The 12,329-nt window shown below is 65.2% G+C and carries 20 protein-coding genes; 14 read left to right on the forward strand and 6 right to left on the reverse strand.

All coding sequences use genetic code 11. From position 1 onward, the window contains the following. Nucleotides 1-86 precede the first annotated feature (86 nt). Both JMO03_RS04725 and JMO03_RS04730 read left to right on the forward strand, forming a co-directional pair. Entirely contained in the window at nt 87-1,616 is a 1,530-nt protein-coding gene (locus JMO03_RS04725) for a serine hydrolase (protein ID WP_202840817.1), read from the forward strand. A 115-nt stretch (nt 1,617-1,731) separates the two neighbouring features. Further along, nucleotides 1,732-2,340 carry a M15 family metallopeptidase gene (locus JMO03_RS04730; RefSeq protein WP_425491776.1) on the forward strand — a complete coding sequence of 203 codons (609 nt, stop codon included), beginning with the start codon at nt 1,732-1,734 and terminating at the stop codon, nt 2,338-2,340. A gap of 12 nt (nt 2,341-2,352) precedes the next feature. Here the strand turns inward: JMO03_RS04730 and JMO03_RS04735 are convergent, their stop codons facing one another. The 4 genes from JMO03_RS04735 to JMO03_RS04750 form a co-directional block, all read right to left on the reverse strand. Beyond that, a complete protein-coding gene (locus JMO03_RS04735) occupies nt 2,353-2,526 on the reverse strand; it encodes a hypothetical protein (protein ID WP_202840820.1) in 174 nt (57 codons plus the stop codon). 229 nt (nt 2,527-2,755) lie between these two features. Continuing rightward, nucleotides 2,756-3,322: a cysteine hydrolase family protein gene (locus tag JMO03_RS04740; protein WP_337926361.1), complete on the reverse strand. Its 567-nt coding sequence runs from the start codon at nt 3,320-3,322 to the stop codon at nt 2,756-2,758. A 2-nt stretch (nt 3,323-3,324) separates the two neighbouring features. Beyond that, complete coding sequence (locus JMO03_RS04745; protein WP_202840824.1) at nt 3,325-3,507, reverse strand: hypothetical protein; 183 nt, start codon at nt 3,505-3,507, stop codon at nt 3,325-3,327. Then, nucleotides 3,504-3,953 (reverse strand): helix-turn-helix domain-containing protein, encoded by a 450-nt coding sequence (locus JMO03_RS04750; RefSeq protein ID WP_202840826.1) that lies wholly within the window; start codon nt 3,951-3,953, stop codon nt 3,504-3,506. Before JMO03_RS04750 ends, JMO03_RS04745 begins: the two co-directional genes overlap by 4 nt. Nucleotides 3,954-4,090: 137 nt before the next feature. Between JMO03_RS04750 and JMO03_RS04755 the strand changes: the two genes are divergently transcribed. The 11 genes from JMO03_RS04755 to JMO03_RS04805 all read left to right on the forward strand — a co-directional run bounded on the left by JMO03_RS04755 (nt 4,091) and on the right by JMO03_RS04805 (nt 10,306). Beyond that, nucleotides 4,091-4,249 (forward strand): hypothetical protein, encoded by a 159-nt coding sequence (locus tag JMO03_RS04755; RefSeq protein ID WP_202840828.1) that lies wholly within the window; start codon nt 4,091-4,093, stop codon nt 4,247-4,249. Further along, on the forward strand, nt 4,246-4,389 hold the full coding sequence (locus JMO03_RS04760) for a hypothetical protein (protein WP_202840830.1): 144 nt from the start codon (nt 4,246-4,248) through the stop codon (nt 4,387-4,389). The genes JMO03_RS04755 and JMO03_RS04760 overlap by 4 nt, the downstream gene beginning before the upstream one ends. Beyond that, complete coding sequence (locus JMO03_RS04765; protein ID WP_202840832.1) at nt 4,386-4,604, forward strand: hypothetical protein; 219 nt, start codon at nt 4,386-4,388, stop codon at nt 4,602-4,604. Before JMO03_RS04760 ends, JMO03_RS04765 begins: the two co-directional genes overlap by 4 nt. 3 nt (nt 4,605-4,607) lie before the next feature. Next, complete coding sequence (locus JMO03_RS04770) at nt 4,608-5,273, forward strand: rolling circle replication-associated protein (protein ID WP_202840834.1); 666 nt, start codon at nt 4,608-4,610, stop codon at nt 5,271-5,273. 126 nt (nt 5,274-5,399) lie between these two features. Then, entirely contained in the window at nt 5,400-5,696 is a 297-nt protein-coding gene (locus JMO03_RS04775; protein ID WP_202840836.1) for a hypothetical protein, read from the forward strand. Nucleotides 5,697-5,975: 279 nt separating this feature from the next. Then, a complete protein-coding gene (locus JMO03_RS04780; protein ID WP_202840843.1) occupies nt 5,976-6,215 on the forward strand; it encodes a hypothetical protein in 240 nt (79 codons plus the stop codon). Nucleotides 6,216-6,359: 144 nt separating this feature from the next. Continuing rightward, nucleotides 6,360-7,985, forward strand: coding sequence for a hypothetical protein (locus JMO03_RS04785; protein WP_202840845.1), 1,626 nt, complete (start codon nt 6,360-6,362; stop codon nt 7,983-7,985). Then, on the forward strand, nt 7,985-8,287 hold the full coding sequence (locus JMO03_RS04790) for a DUF2523 family protein (protein ID WP_202840847.1): 303 nt from the start codon (nt 7,985-7,987) through the stop codon (nt 8,285-8,287). The genes JMO03_RS04785 and JMO03_RS04790 overlap by 1 nt, the downstream gene beginning before the upstream one ends. Then, on the forward strand, nt 8,287-9,471 hold the full coding sequence (locus tag JMO03_RS04795; RefSeq protein WP_202840854.1) for a zonular occludens toxin domain-containing protein: 1,185 nt from the start codon (nt 8,287-8,289) through the stop codon (nt 9,469-9,471). Before JMO03_RS04790 ends, JMO03_RS04795 begins: the two co-directional genes overlap by 1 nt. Then, nucleotides 9,468-10,130 (forward strand): TraX family protein, encoded by a 663-nt coding sequence (locus JMO03_RS04800; RefSeq protein ID WP_202840855.1) that lies wholly within the window; start codon nt 9,468-9,470, stop codon nt 10,128-10,130. The genes JMO03_RS04795 and JMO03_RS04800 overlap by 4 nt, the downstream gene beginning before the upstream one ends. Next, nucleotides 10,127-10,306, forward strand: a complete 180-nt coding sequence (locus tag JMO03_RS04805) for a hypothetical protein (RefSeq protein ID WP_202840857.1) — start codon at nt 10,127-10,129, stop codon at nt 10,304-10,306. Before JMO03_RS04800 ends, JMO03_RS04805 begins: the two co-directional genes overlap by 4 nt. A 295-nt stretch (nt 10,307-10,601) precedes the next feature. Here JMO03_RS04805 and JMO03_RS21610 read toward each other — a convergent pair whose 3' ends face one another. Both JMO03_RS21610 and JMO03_RS04815 read right to left on the reverse strand, forming a co-directional pair. After that, a complete protein-coding gene (locus JMO03_RS21610; RefSeq protein WP_202840858.1) occupies nt 10,602-10,895 on the reverse strand; it encodes a DUF3653 domain-containing protein in 294 nt (97 codons plus the stop codon). Between the two features lie 14 nt (nt 10,896-10,909). Beyond that, complete coding sequence (locus JMO03_RS04815; protein ID WP_202840867.1) at nt 10,910-11,290, reverse strand: DUF3693 domain-containing protein; 381 nt, start codon at nt 11,288-11,290, stop codon at nt 10,910-10,912. Nucleotides 11,291-11,946: 656 nt separating this feature from the next. Between JMO03_RS04815 and JMO03_RS04820 the strand changes: the two genes are divergently transcribed. Continuing rightward, on the forward strand, nt 11,947-12,132 hold the full coding sequence (locus JMO03_RS04820; protein ID WP_202840869.1) for a hypothetical protein: 186 nt from the start codon (nt 11,947-11,949) through the stop codon (nt 12,130-12,132). Nucleotides 12,133-12,329 lie beyond the last annotated feature (197 nt).

The raw sequence follows: 12,329 nt of genomic DNA on the forward strand, positions 1-12,329 counted from the left end.
GCCACGTCGACAAGCGGCGACTGCTTGTGGCCGCTACCGGCCTGGTCGCGATGATCGTGGCGGGCGGCACATCAGCCGCTCCGGCAATGGATGCTGACTTACTGGCAGCGTCGCTCGGTGCCGCCTTCGACGACGCCTTCGAACGCTACCGCCCGCCCGGACTCGCCGTCGGCATCGTCGTCGACGGCGAGGTGGTGTTCTCGCGCACCCGCGGCGAACTGGTGGCCGGGGGAGGGGAGGGCATCGACGGCGAGACCCTGTTCAAGATCGCCTCCAACAGCAAGGCGATGACGGCCGCGCTGCTGGCCCGCCTGGTCGACCAGGGGCGGCTGGACTGGTCCGATCCGGTGGTCAGGCACCTGCCGGATTTCCGCATGCACGACGACTGGGTGACGCGCGAGATGCAGGTGCGCGACCTGCTGATCCATAACAGCGGGCTCGGTGCCGGGGCAGGGGACCTGATGCTGTGGCCGGAACCGAACCTGTTCACGCGCGACGACGTGATCCGGGGCCTGCGCCACCTCGAGCCCGTCTACAGCTTCCGTTCGCGCTACGCATACGACAACACGCTCTACATCGTCGCCGGTGAAGTGGCGGCCGCGGCGGGTGGGGCGCCATACGACGTGCTGATGCGGCGCGAACTGTTCGAGCCGCTCGGCATGGGCCGCTGCCAGGTCGGCGAATGGCGGCGGGACGACGTCGGCAACATCGCGCAGCCGCACATGCGCGGCGAAGACGGCGCTCCGGTCGCGATCCGCGAGGACGGGGAAGTCGTCGCGGACGTGCCGATGATGGCGGCCGGCGGCATCCGCTGCAGCCTCGACGACATGCTGGCCTGGACCCGCATGTGGCTGCAGCCCGACCGGTTCGGCCTCGATGCGGAAGGCCGGCCCTGGCTGTCGCCGCGCCAGCGCGAGGAGATGTGGAAGACGCACATGCCGATGCCGCTGTCGGGACGCATGCGCGACTGGGACGACAGCCATTTCTCCGCATACGGCTATGGCTGGCGCCTCACCGATGTCGACGGCACCTGGAAGGTGTCGCACACCGGCACGCTCTCGGGCATGTACTCGGCGCTGACGCTGCTGCCGCAGCTCGATGCCGGCTTCGTGATCCTGGTCAACGGCAACGCCGACGAGCTGCGCACCGTGCTCACCCAGGTGCTGGTCAAACGTTTCACCCGGCCAGCCGACACCTCCCTGAGCGTCGGCCACTACGCCGCGCTGCTGGCGGCGGAACGCGAATCGCGCCCGGCGGATGCGTCGCACGTGACTGCGCAGACACGCGACGCGGCAACGCCAGCCCAAGTCGCGACATTCACCGGCCGCTATCTCGATCCCTGGTTCGGGGAGGTGTCGATCTGTGCGGAAGGACAGGGCGTGGCGTTCCGTTCCGCAAGATCGCCCAAGCTGAGCGGCGCCGTCATGCGCAGCGAGGCGCGCCTGCTGGTCGACTGGCACGATCCGGATGTCGACGCGGAAGCCTGGCTGCGTTTCGAGACGCCCGTTGCCGGACCCGCCCGGCTGACGATGGCGAAAGTGGATCCCGATGCCGATTTCAGCTACGACTACGAAGATCTCGCCTTCGAACGGATCGGCGACTGTGCCGCGCAGTGACCTTCGACTGGCGACTGCAGCGCTGGTATCGCTGCTCTGCGCCGCCTGCGCATCCTCGCTATCGTCTTCGAGCCGGAGCGCCGGAGCGGACCCGTCGACACCGGAATCCGCGGGCATGGTCGACATCCGCCAACTGGTGCCGGACATCGAGACCGACATCCGTTACGCCGGCTACGACAATTTCACCGGCACACGCGTGGAAGGCTACGACGCGGCGAAATGCTACCTGCTGCGCCCCGCGGCCGAGGCGTTGGCCACGCTGGAGCGGGAGCTCCGCACCCAGGGACTGCGGCTGCGCATCTTCGATTGCTACCGCCCGGCACGCGCGGTGCGGCAATTCGTGCGCTGGGCGGCCGATCCGCACGACCAGCGCACCAAGCCGGCCTATTATCCGGCGCTGGAGAAGGCGAGCCTGGTACCCGGCTACATCGCAGATCGTTCCGGCCACAGCAAGGGCGCGACGATCGACCTGACGCTGCTGCGTTGCGAGGACACGTCGCCGGCGCGCTGCGAGGCGCTGGACATGGGCACGCCCTTCGACTTCTTCGACCCGCGGGCGAACACCGACCACCCGGACCTGGACGATGCGCAGCGGGCCAACCGTACCCGGCTACGCGACGCCATGGCCCGCCATGGCTTCGAGAACTACCCGATGGAATGGTGGCACTACACGTTCCGGCTGCAGCCACCGCCGGACACCTTCCACGACATGCCGATCCGCTGAGCGGATCGCGCGTCAGCCGATCTTCTTGAAGGTGTTGGTGTTGCCGAGCTTCTCGATCTTGCCGCCGGCCTTGCGGAAAGCCGCGAGATGGTCTTCGAGCTGTTCGCGGGTGAGGTTGGCGGACTGCTTGCCGCCGGACTTGCCGGACTTGCGGAGGACGGTGTTATTGCTTTTGCTGGGCGGCATTGGACTTCTTGCGTAACGGATATCCGGTGCAGCATAGCGGGGCCACTGTAAGAAAACGTCAAATCGGCGGTGGAGCGGGGCGCGCAGCCTTCTTTAGAGACGACGATCGGACGTATGCTTCCGATCTCTCGAACCACTGAGATGCGACAGCAGCGGACAGGAAATGAACGTCGCCGCGCACGCCGCGCACGCCGCGCAGCCATTGTCGGTGCGGCATCGGGTACCGGGATCAGTCGGCTTCTGCCCACGCCAGCGCATCGTGGCTGGCGACCAGTCTTGCTGCACCAGATCCGGACAGCGCCTTGAGCGCGCTCTGCCGGAGTCCGGGCAAGCCGGCGACCGCGTCGCGCACGATTGCCACCTCGAACTCGCGTGCATTGGCGTCGGTCGCCGTCGCAAGGACGCAGCTCTCCAGCGCCATGCCGCTCAACAGGAGCCGCCGCACGCCGAGCTTCGCCAGCAGGACCGGCAACGGCGTGGCCAGGAACGCGGAATGCTTGGGCTTGAGGATGAAGTAATCCCGCGAATCCGGCGCCAGCAACCCCGCGATCTCACGCGGCGCGCCTTCGCTGTTGGCGGCCAGCGCCACCAGCTCGCGGAAATCCGATCGCCACCGGGCGAAATTGTCGTTGGCGAACACCACCGGCCAGTCGCGCGCATGGAACCCTTCGCGCAACGCCTTGATCCTGCGCGCGGCCGCGACTGCCGACGGCGCCATGCGCCCGGCGTCCGGAAAGTCCAGCAGATTCACCATGTCGATGATCAGGAGCGCCGCGGGCGCCTGCGACCGGCCCACGATCAATCGGGCCGCTTGGCCGGGATGAACGGAGACACCGGATCGCTGGCGGGAAAGGTTTCCTCGAGCGCCTCGTCCTGGTTGCGGCTTTCCTTGTCCTTGCGCGCAGACCGCTCGTACGCCGATTCCGGCACCGCCGCAGGCGCGGCGGGCGATTTCGGAAGATCCTTCCGGTCACGGGTCATGTCCAGTTCCTCCGCAGGTGCGAATGAGCGGAGGGATAGCGCAAGCGGCGTCGCGTCGGCGTGACCCTGGAAGCAGGCCATCCATCATTTCGCATAATGTATAGGCCGGTAGGCTCGATCGAGCCGAAACCGCGCGTCAGAGTTGCTGACGCGTAAGCCGCCGGGGTCAGCAGGACTGACAGTGCGATTGCCGCGGCCAAGCGCCGCCAAACCTTCTTCTCGGCCGCCGAAATCGCACGCGCTTCGTTGATTCCCGCAATTACGTGAATCGCTGGAATACCGCACAAAACAGCCAGTTTTTCGCAAGTCACGACGTCGGGCAACGCCCGGCCTTTTCGCCAGTTCGACACCGCGCCGTGGCTTAGCCCTAGGTGCTCGGACAGCCCCTTGTCAGTTGATACGCCGGCAGCGTCCTTCGCTTGGTCTAGCAGCTTGTTCACGTCCACGGATCTAAGCCCCTTGACATTCGGAATCCAAGCCCATTAGATCACGCAGCCGATCTAACCCGCTTGGATTGGCCGCCCCGACCCGGTGCCCTAGCCGGTAGGGGCGTCATCTAGGGCGCTGGGGCAGGGGATAGGGCATGGATCGGGAAGTGATCGCAGCTTGCGGCCGCGCGTGCGAGGCCGCGCTAATCGCCGAGCGCATCGCGCTGGAAAACGGCGACTTGAACACAGCGGCTGACGAGGCCGACGACGCGGAGCAGTTCGCCCGCATCGCCTTCGCGGAGGCGCGGACATGAGCGAACTCGATATCCGCATGCGCTGGCTGGCGCTTGCGACGGACGCGGAGGTCGATCAGCTGTTCGAACTGGCGTTGGAAGCCTGCGATGCGACGCATCCGACAGTGAACAGCATTCCGACAGGGGATCACTGGTCATGAGCCGCGACGTGTTCTTCGAGACGCTGCCGTTCTGGATGGATCTATCTGCGTGCTTGCTGCTGTTCCTCGGGCCGGTCGCAATGTTCTTCGGCGCGTGCGGTGTCTTTGTCCTATGGGGCGTTGCGTTGGATGTCCGCGCGGTGCAAGCCGGGCAGTTCGAACGCGAGATGGAGTTCCGCATGCGCGGCGCCGCGGTGTTGGACGGCACGCAGTGAGGCATGCGCACACATGACCCGTCGCACGTCCAAGCCCGAGACGGTCACGTCGCCCTTCCGGATCAGCCGGAGCTGTACGGTCAGCCGGATACGCGCGCAGCTGACGCCTGGGCTGGTCTTCTGCGGCGCTACCCCGCACACGTGTTCGCAACTCTCACTTTTCGACGTGAGAAGTGGTTCACCGACAAGCACACCGGACAGGTGCGCGCTGTCAATCGAACGGGGGCCGGTGGTGGTATGCATCCGGAAGCCGCCGACAAAGGGTTTCGCTACTTCGTCAGCTGCATCAATCGCGAGATCTACGGCCCCAAGTGGTCGACGCGATGGCACGGCGGCATCCAGTGGGCGCGCGGCCAAGAGTTCCACAAAGACGGCCGATTGCACTTCCACGCGTTGCTATCAGCGCCCACTGCTGACCTTAACCACCTTGTCTCTCGCTACGCCTGGCATGAGTGGTGGTACCGCGAGTTCGGGCGTAACCAAATCGAGCAACCGCGATCGCAGTACGAGGTCGCGGCCTACGTCAGCAAGTACGTCGCCAAAGACGGCGAAGTCGACTTCTCCAAGAACTTCGGAGCGTGGGAACCGCCGCGTCCCGACTACAGCGTAAGACCGCAGCAAAGCGACCTGCCGGGGTCGCGCACCACTGATCCGGCACCCGCGGACTGATGCAAGCATCGCGCAGGGTAGGGCACCAAGAGGGGGCCACCGCACGGTGTTCCTTAGCTTGACCCTACCAGTCCGCCTGAAATTCGCAGAAACGATAGCCACCACCACCACAGAGAGAGAACGAAAATGAGCAGCAACGCGAAGCTTCCCACCGTCAAGATCCTGAGCGAAGGCAAGAGCCGCGACCAGGCCACGAAGAACGGCACGCGCAAGGTGTTTTTCCAGCAGGTCGAGGTCGAGTGCGAACAGTTCCGCACCCGTGTCGATATGGATATCGATAGCCCGGACGTGGCCTACAAGGTCGGTGAGCGGTTCGAGTGGGACGCGATTGCCGATCTGATCCCGGGCCAGTACAGCAGCGTCGACCTTGCGCGGCGCATGACCCTTCGTCCGCTGGTTGCCGCTTCGGCACGGGGTAGCTGACGCCAATGCGCACGCTGGTTTGCCAGGACGCCAATTGGGATGAGGTCACGCAATCGTGCCTTGTCGAAGAGTGGGTCGTGGGACCGGTGTGGGTGCACATGCTCCCGACCGTCGATCAAGCAACGGCGGTCGGGAGCGGAATGCTCGTAGCGGTGGCGTTGGTGATGGCAACCGGCCTGCTGCTACCGCCTCGCGATAGCGACGACTGACGTTCTAGCGGTGAGCGCATGCGTGTGTGCTGACCGCTGCAACGTCGCAGCGATCAACGGGAGTTTCCCCATGAAGAACGTACAGGTCGCCGGCGCCGCAGCCGGTTCCAAGGTCAGCGGCATGGTGTTTCTGCTGGCGCTGGCGCTGCTCGCTGGCCCGGCTTTCGCCGGCGGCGGTGACGATTTCGACCCCGCCGCGATCCTGCTCAAGTTCGTGACCTACACCGGCTATGGCGTCGCCCTGGGCGGTGGCTGGGCGCTCGCAGTGTGGTCGCTGCGTGCCATGGGTCTGCTGACCAAGCGGGGCTGAGCGGGCGGCGGAGTCGTGTCAATGGGGCCTGTGTGATGCAGGCCCCTTTTATTTCTGGGGGGTGAACCGTGGAAGGGCTTGTCGTGTTGGTTTTCTTCGTACTGTTGTGCTTGGCGTTGATCGCCGTGATGCGGAGGCGCTGACATGGGCCGTCTGTTCTGGAAGATCACGCGCTATGCCCGCGCCGCGCGCTTCTGGCTGTTCGTGATGCTCGCGGTCGCCGCGTTCTTCGGGTGCAATGAAGCGCGCGCCGCATGCGTTAACACAGAGGGCTTCAATTGGAGTTGCCAGTACCAAGACGAAGCGTACGCAAAGGCATCGGAAGTAACGCCGGCGCCATACGGCTACTTGGGTTGGGGCTGTAACTCATTTCGCGGTGGTGTGGGGAACCCTCCGCACTCGATAACGGGCTATTGGCAGGGTTACAGCGTGGCAACGATATGCGCGAATCCGGCTTATACGGGCAACAACTTCTCAATTATTAGTTGGGCGCAGCAGTGTCCGGCGGGGCAGACGTTCAATGAATCAACCAACAACTGCGAATGCGAGTCCGGTTCTGTGGCGCAACCCGATGGGTCGTGCAAGTCGTGCGGTGATTTGAACGGAGAGCCGGGTTCGCCTTCGATGCAGGGCACGGTCACGCGTGATTTCAAGTCGCGGTGTGTGGGTGGTTGTGCGTTGTCGATGACCAGCGGTTGGTGTACGTCGATCGGCGGTGTTGGTGGTGGCGCGATGCTGTGCAGCGGTGAGTATCTGTACACTGGCGCGTCGTGTTCCGCATCGCCTCCCGCGCCTGAGGGCCCTGAGGATCCGGAAGCGCCGGAGCCGCCTACGGAGCCGCCTCAGACGTGCAAGCCTGCGGGGGCAGGGCAGACGTTCTGCGTGAAGCCAAACGGCGATCAATGCGCAAGCTCGGCGCGTACTGGCCGTCAGTTCTGTTGGAAGCCGACGCAGACCGGCGAGCAGACCGCCGATAACACGATGCAAACGCGCGGTGCCGGGACAGAACCCAAGCCACCAGGGTCGTTGAACACGCACGGCGGCGATACGTTGGTTCCTGCTGGGAACTCGGTAACTACGGTTAGCACCAACACAACTAGCACTGGCGGCGCCGGAACAGTCGTGATTGTGACCACGACACAGAATTACGAGACCCAGAACGGTACCGATGCCGGTGCCGGGGATGACGACGACGAACCCGACGACGGTTCGGGCCGCCCTGGTAGCGATGGTGACGACGGCACATCAGCGAGTGGCGGCGGCAACTGCGACACGCCGCCGATTGTCAGTGATCCCGCGTTGGAGATGGTCGCGACCCAAGCATGGGCAACGCGTTGCGCCGTTGAAGCCGGCAATGCTGCAGCAGTCACGGGGGACATTGGCGATTGTCAGCAGCCCTTTACGGTAGACGGCACGAACGCGAACGCTGAGCAACTACGGGGCTTGCGAGCGCAGATCTGTGGCGCCGAGGGACGTGCTGCGCAGGAACGCGGCGAGCGAGAGTCTGATGCAGGGATCTTTGGTGCTGCTGCTGACGCGCTGGAACCCAGCGAGGGCGATTCGGTGTTCTCCGGAGAAGGCGACGGCGCGAGCCTGTCGACGACCCGCTTTGGCTCGGGTGGTGGCACGTGCCCGGCAATCTCGGCTTTCGTGATTCCAGAGGTTGGCGAGGTCGACGTGACGTGGCTATGCAGCGCGCTTGCCGCACTTCGCTTTCTGTTCCTCGCCTTGGTCACCATCCAAGCGATTCGCATTGTCGGGGGTGAGTGATGCCGCTTCCGCTTCTTGCTGCTGGTGGTGTCGCGGCGTTGCTGTCGCAGGTCTTGCGATGGTTCTTCCTGGCCTATGGCGCGGCGATGGTTACTCGCCTGTTCGTGACGCTTGGCATCGCCTGGGGCACATACGAGTTCGTGTTACAGCCGGCGATCACGCTTGCGGATCAGTACTGGAACGCGATCCCGCCAGAGCTGGGGATTTGGCTGCGGTACCTGGGCGCCTACGAGTGCGCCTCGATCATCATCAGCGCTTACCTCCTATGGGGAGTGAAGCGCCTGTTCCTGAGGAAGGCGTAATGACCAACGCGCTGGGTAAAACGGCGAGTATCACCCTGCTGACCGGGCTTCCCGGTAGTGGTAAGACGCTGCGTGTCGTGCACTACATCAAGCAAGCCCTTGAGGAAGGCGAAGTGATTTTCGTGTCTAACCTCAACGGCTTGAAACTGCCACATGTGCCGTTCGAGGATCCGCGCGAGTGGCGCGATTTGCCGCCCGGTTCGGTGCTGATCGTCGACGAGGCGCAGAAGTTTTTCCGGGCACGCCGTAGCGGTGAGCCGCCGCGCTACCTGACCGACATGGAGACGATCCGCCATGACGGTGTTCGGCTGATCCTGACCACGCAACAGCCAGATTACCTCGACACGCACCTGCGCGGACTGGTGGGCTTGCATGAGCATCTGCTGCGCGAGGGCGGTGGCAACAAGGTGCAGATCTTCCGCCATAACGAAGTGATGGATAACGTCCGGTCTAAGAAAGCCCGCTCGGCGTACGACTCGGAAGTTTGGGAGTACCCCGCCGATCTGTACGACTGTTACCAGTCCGCTGAGGTGCATACGGTCAAGAAGGTGATGTCCGCGCGGATGAAGCGAGGCATGGTGATGGCTGGGGCGGCAGCGGTACTGTTCGGCGGGGTGATCGCGTTTGTGACACGGGACGCCGCACCTTCTAAGGACGACGCTTCGTCCGGCTCGGAGGCGGGGTCGCGCTCCAGCGCGGCCGCGCCTGCGGGCCGGGCCAAGGAAGAACCGAAGTTGAGCGCCGTCGAGAAGCACGAAGCGTTCGCCAAGCAAGAGTATTTCGCCAACCTCCAGCCACGGGAGCCGATGCTTCCCTGGTCGCGGCCGATCTTCGATGACCGTGCAGCGGTGTCGGATCCGCGGCTGTTCTGTATGACCGGCGGGGAGGGCCTCGACGCGCAAGGGGAGTACAAGTCGGGCGGCTTCACGTGCTTGACAGAGCAAGGTACGCGGGTGGTGCTCACCGAGGCGCAAGCGACGCTCGTTGCGCGCCAGGGCGAGGCCTACAACCCCTTCCGTCGTGCTGAGCATGTCCAGGCGCAGACGGCGCCTCCTGGGCCTGCAGTGCCGGCTGGTGGGCCGGCGCCAGCGAGGGCAGGGGAGACGATCGGCGGCAGTGTCGGAACGGCGCCTGCGCCGATGGTGGACGCCTCATTCGGCACGATCACCCGGGGGACGCCATGAGCATTTCACACGCGCGGATCTCGCGTGCCGAAATCAGCGATGCCGGCCTGCTGTTCCTGAAGCTGGTTGCGTTCGCCGCGATGGTGCTCGATCACGTCGACTGGCTGCTGCTCGACGGCGCGCTTGGCTTCCACGACACGCTGGGTCGGGTGGTGTTCCCGGTGTTCGCCGTGGTACTGGGAATCAACTTAGCGCGGGCACCGGATGCGGCGCTGCCTCGGGTGCTGTGGCGCCTGGTTATCGTCGGCGTAGTGGCGTCGGTGCCCTACGTCTACCTGCAAGGCTCGGTGATCCCGCTCAACGTGCTGGCGACGTTCGCGATTGCTGCGGCGGTGGCGCTATTCCTTCGGCGAGGGCAACCGGTGTTCGCCCTGCCGGTATTCCTGGTCGGCGGCGCGGTGGTCGACTACGCATGGTTTGGCGTTGTTGCCGTGGTCGCCGCCTGGTGGATGACGCAGCGCGGCTTTGGTTACGGACGGCTGCTCGTGGTAGCCGTGTTGGTCGTGCCGTTCAACGACTCCTGGTGGTCGCTCCTGGCTGTGCTGCTCGGCTATGTCGCGTTGTGCCTCGACGGTCCGGCGCCTCGCCTGAAATGGCTGTTCTACGTCGGCTATCCTCTGCACTTGGTGGTGCTCGCCCTGATCAGGAGTTACCTATGAACGTTCCAACCTACGCTGTCCCCTTGGAAGCGGGCAATGTGATGCAACGGGCGAAGCATGAGTTGATCGCGCTGCGTGTCAACGCGACGCCCGAACAACTCGCGGTGCTGGATGCGGTGTGCGAGGTGCTCCGCACCGCGATGGCGGAGATTCACAAGACGCGTTCCCCCGAGTAGTCCGGCCGGCGTGGCCGCTCTGTGATGACGTGGCGACCGTTGGTCCAGCATTCGAAGCGGCCATCCGCGCGCTCGATCAAGACAGCGGCGCAATCCGGTTCTAGTGCGAACTCAACCGGCGCCGGCTCTGTCGACGGCCGCGTCCATAGCAGCCAGCTCACAACCGCCGCGAGCACCACGGCGATACCTCTCCACGCGATGTTGCGCACGGTCTTTCCCCAGGTGACCTGGGGCGGAGTCTACGGGGTGTAGGGGCAGCGCCCCTACGGATACGCTCGTGATTCGGTGCGATTGGTCAGCGCCTGTCCTGTCGATTGTGGATAGGCACAATCCGCCCGCTCGACACCGCACCCCTGCAGACCCGCTTTTCAAGGCTCTCGCGCCACAGCAGACCGCGTAGGCGCCCAGCTGCGATCCGGTCCCCATCGGGCGACACCAGCACGCGGCCGGCGAAACGCCAGCCATGCCATGGATCCGGAAGGTGGTGCCGGTTGTAGACCAGGCGCTCGTACAGCGCCCCGGCGCAGGCGTTTGGGCAGGGCTGGCCATCAGGCCAGCAAGGCGGACGCTCCATGGCGAGGGCCTCCATGCGGGCAGGCTAGCCTAGCCAGCCAGTCGCGAAGGCTGCGCAGATTTCGCATAATGTATAGAACCGCGCCCCTCATCGTGCCCGTGTACGGCCTGAGAGGGCGCAGGAGCGGCGCCAAGGAACACGACCGCTAGGAGGGCAGCGGTCGCCGCCAGCTTGCGCCAGACGGCCTTCTCTTCGCGGCTGATCGCCCTCGCTTCTCCGACGATCCCCAGAACCCGGGCCAGCGGTATGCCGCTGAGCCCGGCGATCGTCGCGCACTGCACCGGATCGGGCAGCCGATGCCCATTCCGGTAGCTGGAGAGCGCCTGTTTCGACACGCCCAAGGCAGCCGCCAGCTCTGAGTCTTTCGTCGCGTTGATCGCCTGCTTGCAGGCATCCAACAGTGAATTCACGTCCATCGAGTCCTCGGGGTGTTGACCGCAGTCCTCACCCAGCGTACAACGGCGGCAGTCCTCGGATTGAGGACTCGCCCCCGGCGCCGGCCACCCCTCCGGCTCGCGGGCGTTAGGGGCAGGGGCGGGGAGTAGGGCAATGGAACGAGATTCAGACCTCTGGTGGCTCTGCCACCTGGTCGCCGAGGCACACATGGCTGCCGGCGACATTCCGACCGGGGATCACTGGTCGTGAGCGCCATCAAGTGGCGCAACCTGTCCGTCCCGCAGCGCAAGGGGCTGCGGCAGTTGTGCCAGGCGGGAACCTCCACCATCGGCTGGCGGCCTGAGCAGTTCTCGGATCGTGTCGCGCTCGCGCTGATCAAGTTGGGTGCGGCAGTAGTACCAGGTGCGAGCGGTGCTTCTTCGATCTGGTGCCTCAACGGCAAGACGATCAAGCCCACGCCGGAAGGGCGTGCGGCAGTTGCCGCGGCGGATGCCTACATCGCTGACCCTGCGGCAGTCTCGCGATCGCGGCTTGCCGCACCCCCTGCGGCAGTTCGAGCTCGAGGCAACAGCCGCACCCCCCGTGCGGCAGTGGCGCGAGGTCCTCGAGCAAACAGCCGCACCCCTGCGGCAGTTCCCGGATCCGCGAAGTGCCGCACCGGGTCGTTGTCATGAGCCGCCCCACCGACACGTTCCGCGGCGCTCGGTTGGCGTTCGACCTGGCCGTCGACCACCTGACGCAGCCGGATCTGTTCACCGACGCGCCGCCCACGGAGTTCTGGCTCGCAATCCGCGAGGCCGCCCGCGCGCAGCTGGACGACTGCGCCCACCTTGAGGCCGCCATCCATGCCCGCTGACGGCACTTTTCACCAGTCCGGCGGCGCAACACCGCCGGTTGGCCCGAGCAGTAACACGGGCCAAAAGTCTCGGAAAGCCGGCCGCATGGCCCCCGCTCGGAGAGAGCAGGCCGCAGGCCCAAGTAACGGGTCCAGCCGTATGGCTGGTCCGGGGTGTGGGGCGGAAAGCCCCACGACTTCAAAGCCGGCCGCAGGCC

It is taken from the genome of Luteimonas saliphila (assembly GCF_016774335.1).
Classification (GTDB): Bacteria; Pseudomonadota; Gammaproteobacteria; order Xanthomonadales; family Xanthomonadaceae; genus Luteimonas; species Luteimonas saliphila.

Bases quoted from the DNA above. Each gene is read 5' to 3' on its own strand.
- JMO03_RS04725 (WP_202840817.1), top strand. From the start codon at position 87: ATGGATGCTGACTTACTGGCAGCGTCGCTCGGTGCCGCCTTCGACGAC.
- JMO03_RS04730 (WP_425491776.1), top strand. From the start codon at position 1,732: ATGGTCGACATCCGCCAACTGGTGCCGGACATCGAGACCGACATCCGT.
- JMO03_RS04735 (WP_202840820.1), bottom strand. From the start codon at position 2,526: ATGCCGCCCAGCAAAAGCAATAACACCGTCCTCCGCAAGTCCGGCAAG.
- JMO03_RS04745 (WP_202840824.1), bottom strand. From the start codon at position 3,507: ATGACCCGTGACCGGAAGGATCTTCCGAAATCGCCCGCCGCGCCTGCG.
- JMO03_RS04755 (WP_202840828.1), top strand. From the start codon at position 4,091: ATGGATCGGGAAGTGATCGCAGCTTGCGGCCGCGCGTGCGAGGCCGCG.
- JMO03_RS04760 (WP_202840830.1), top strand. From the start codon at position 4,246: ATGAGCGAACTCGATATCCGCATGCGCTGGCTGGCGCTTGCGACGGAC.
- JMO03_RS04765 (WP_202840832.1), top strand. From the start codon at position 4,386: ATGAGCCGCGACGTGTTCTTCGAGACGCTGCCGTTCTGGATGGATCTA.
- JMO03_RS04770 (WP_202840834.1), top strand. From the start codon at position 4,608: ATGCGCACACATGACCCGTCGCACGTCCAAGCCCGAGACGGTCACGTC.
- JMO03_RS04775 (WP_202840836.1), top strand. From the start codon at position 5,400: ATGAGCAGCAACGCGAAGCTTCCCACCGTCAAGATCCTGAGCGAAGGC.
- JMO03_RS04780 (WP_202840843.1), top strand. From the start codon at position 5,976: ATGAAGAACGTACAGGTCGCCGGCGCCGCAGCCGGTTCCAAGGTCAGC.
- JMO03_RS04785 (WP_202840845.1), top strand. From the start codon at position 6,360: ATGGGCCGTCTGTTCTGGAAGATCACGCGCTATGCCCGCGCCGCGCGC.
- JMO03_RS04790 (WP_202840847.1), top strand. From the start codon at position 7,985: ATGCCGCTTCCGCTTCTTGCTGCTGGTGGTGTCGCGGCGTTGCTGTCG.
- JMO03_RS04795 (WP_202840854.1), top strand. From the start codon at position 8,287: ATGACCAACGCGCTGGGTAAAACGGCGAGTATCACCCTGCTGACCGGG.
- JMO03_RS04800 (WP_202840855.1), top strand. From the start codon at position 9,468: ATGAGCATTTCACACGCGCGGATCTCGCGTGCCGAAATCAGCGATGCC.
- JMO03_RS04805 (WP_202840857.1), top strand. From the start codon at position 10,127: ATGAACGTTCCAACCTACGCTGTCCCCTTGGAAGCGGGCAATGTGATG.
- JMO03_RS21610 (WP_202840858.1), bottom strand. From the start codon at position 10,895: ATGGAGGCCCTCGCCATGGAGCGTCCGCCTTGCTGGCCTGATGGCCAG.
- JMO03_RS04820 (WP_202840869.1), top strand. From the start codon at position 11,947: ATGAGCCGCCCCACCGACACGTTCCGCGGCGCTCGGTTGGCGTTCGAC.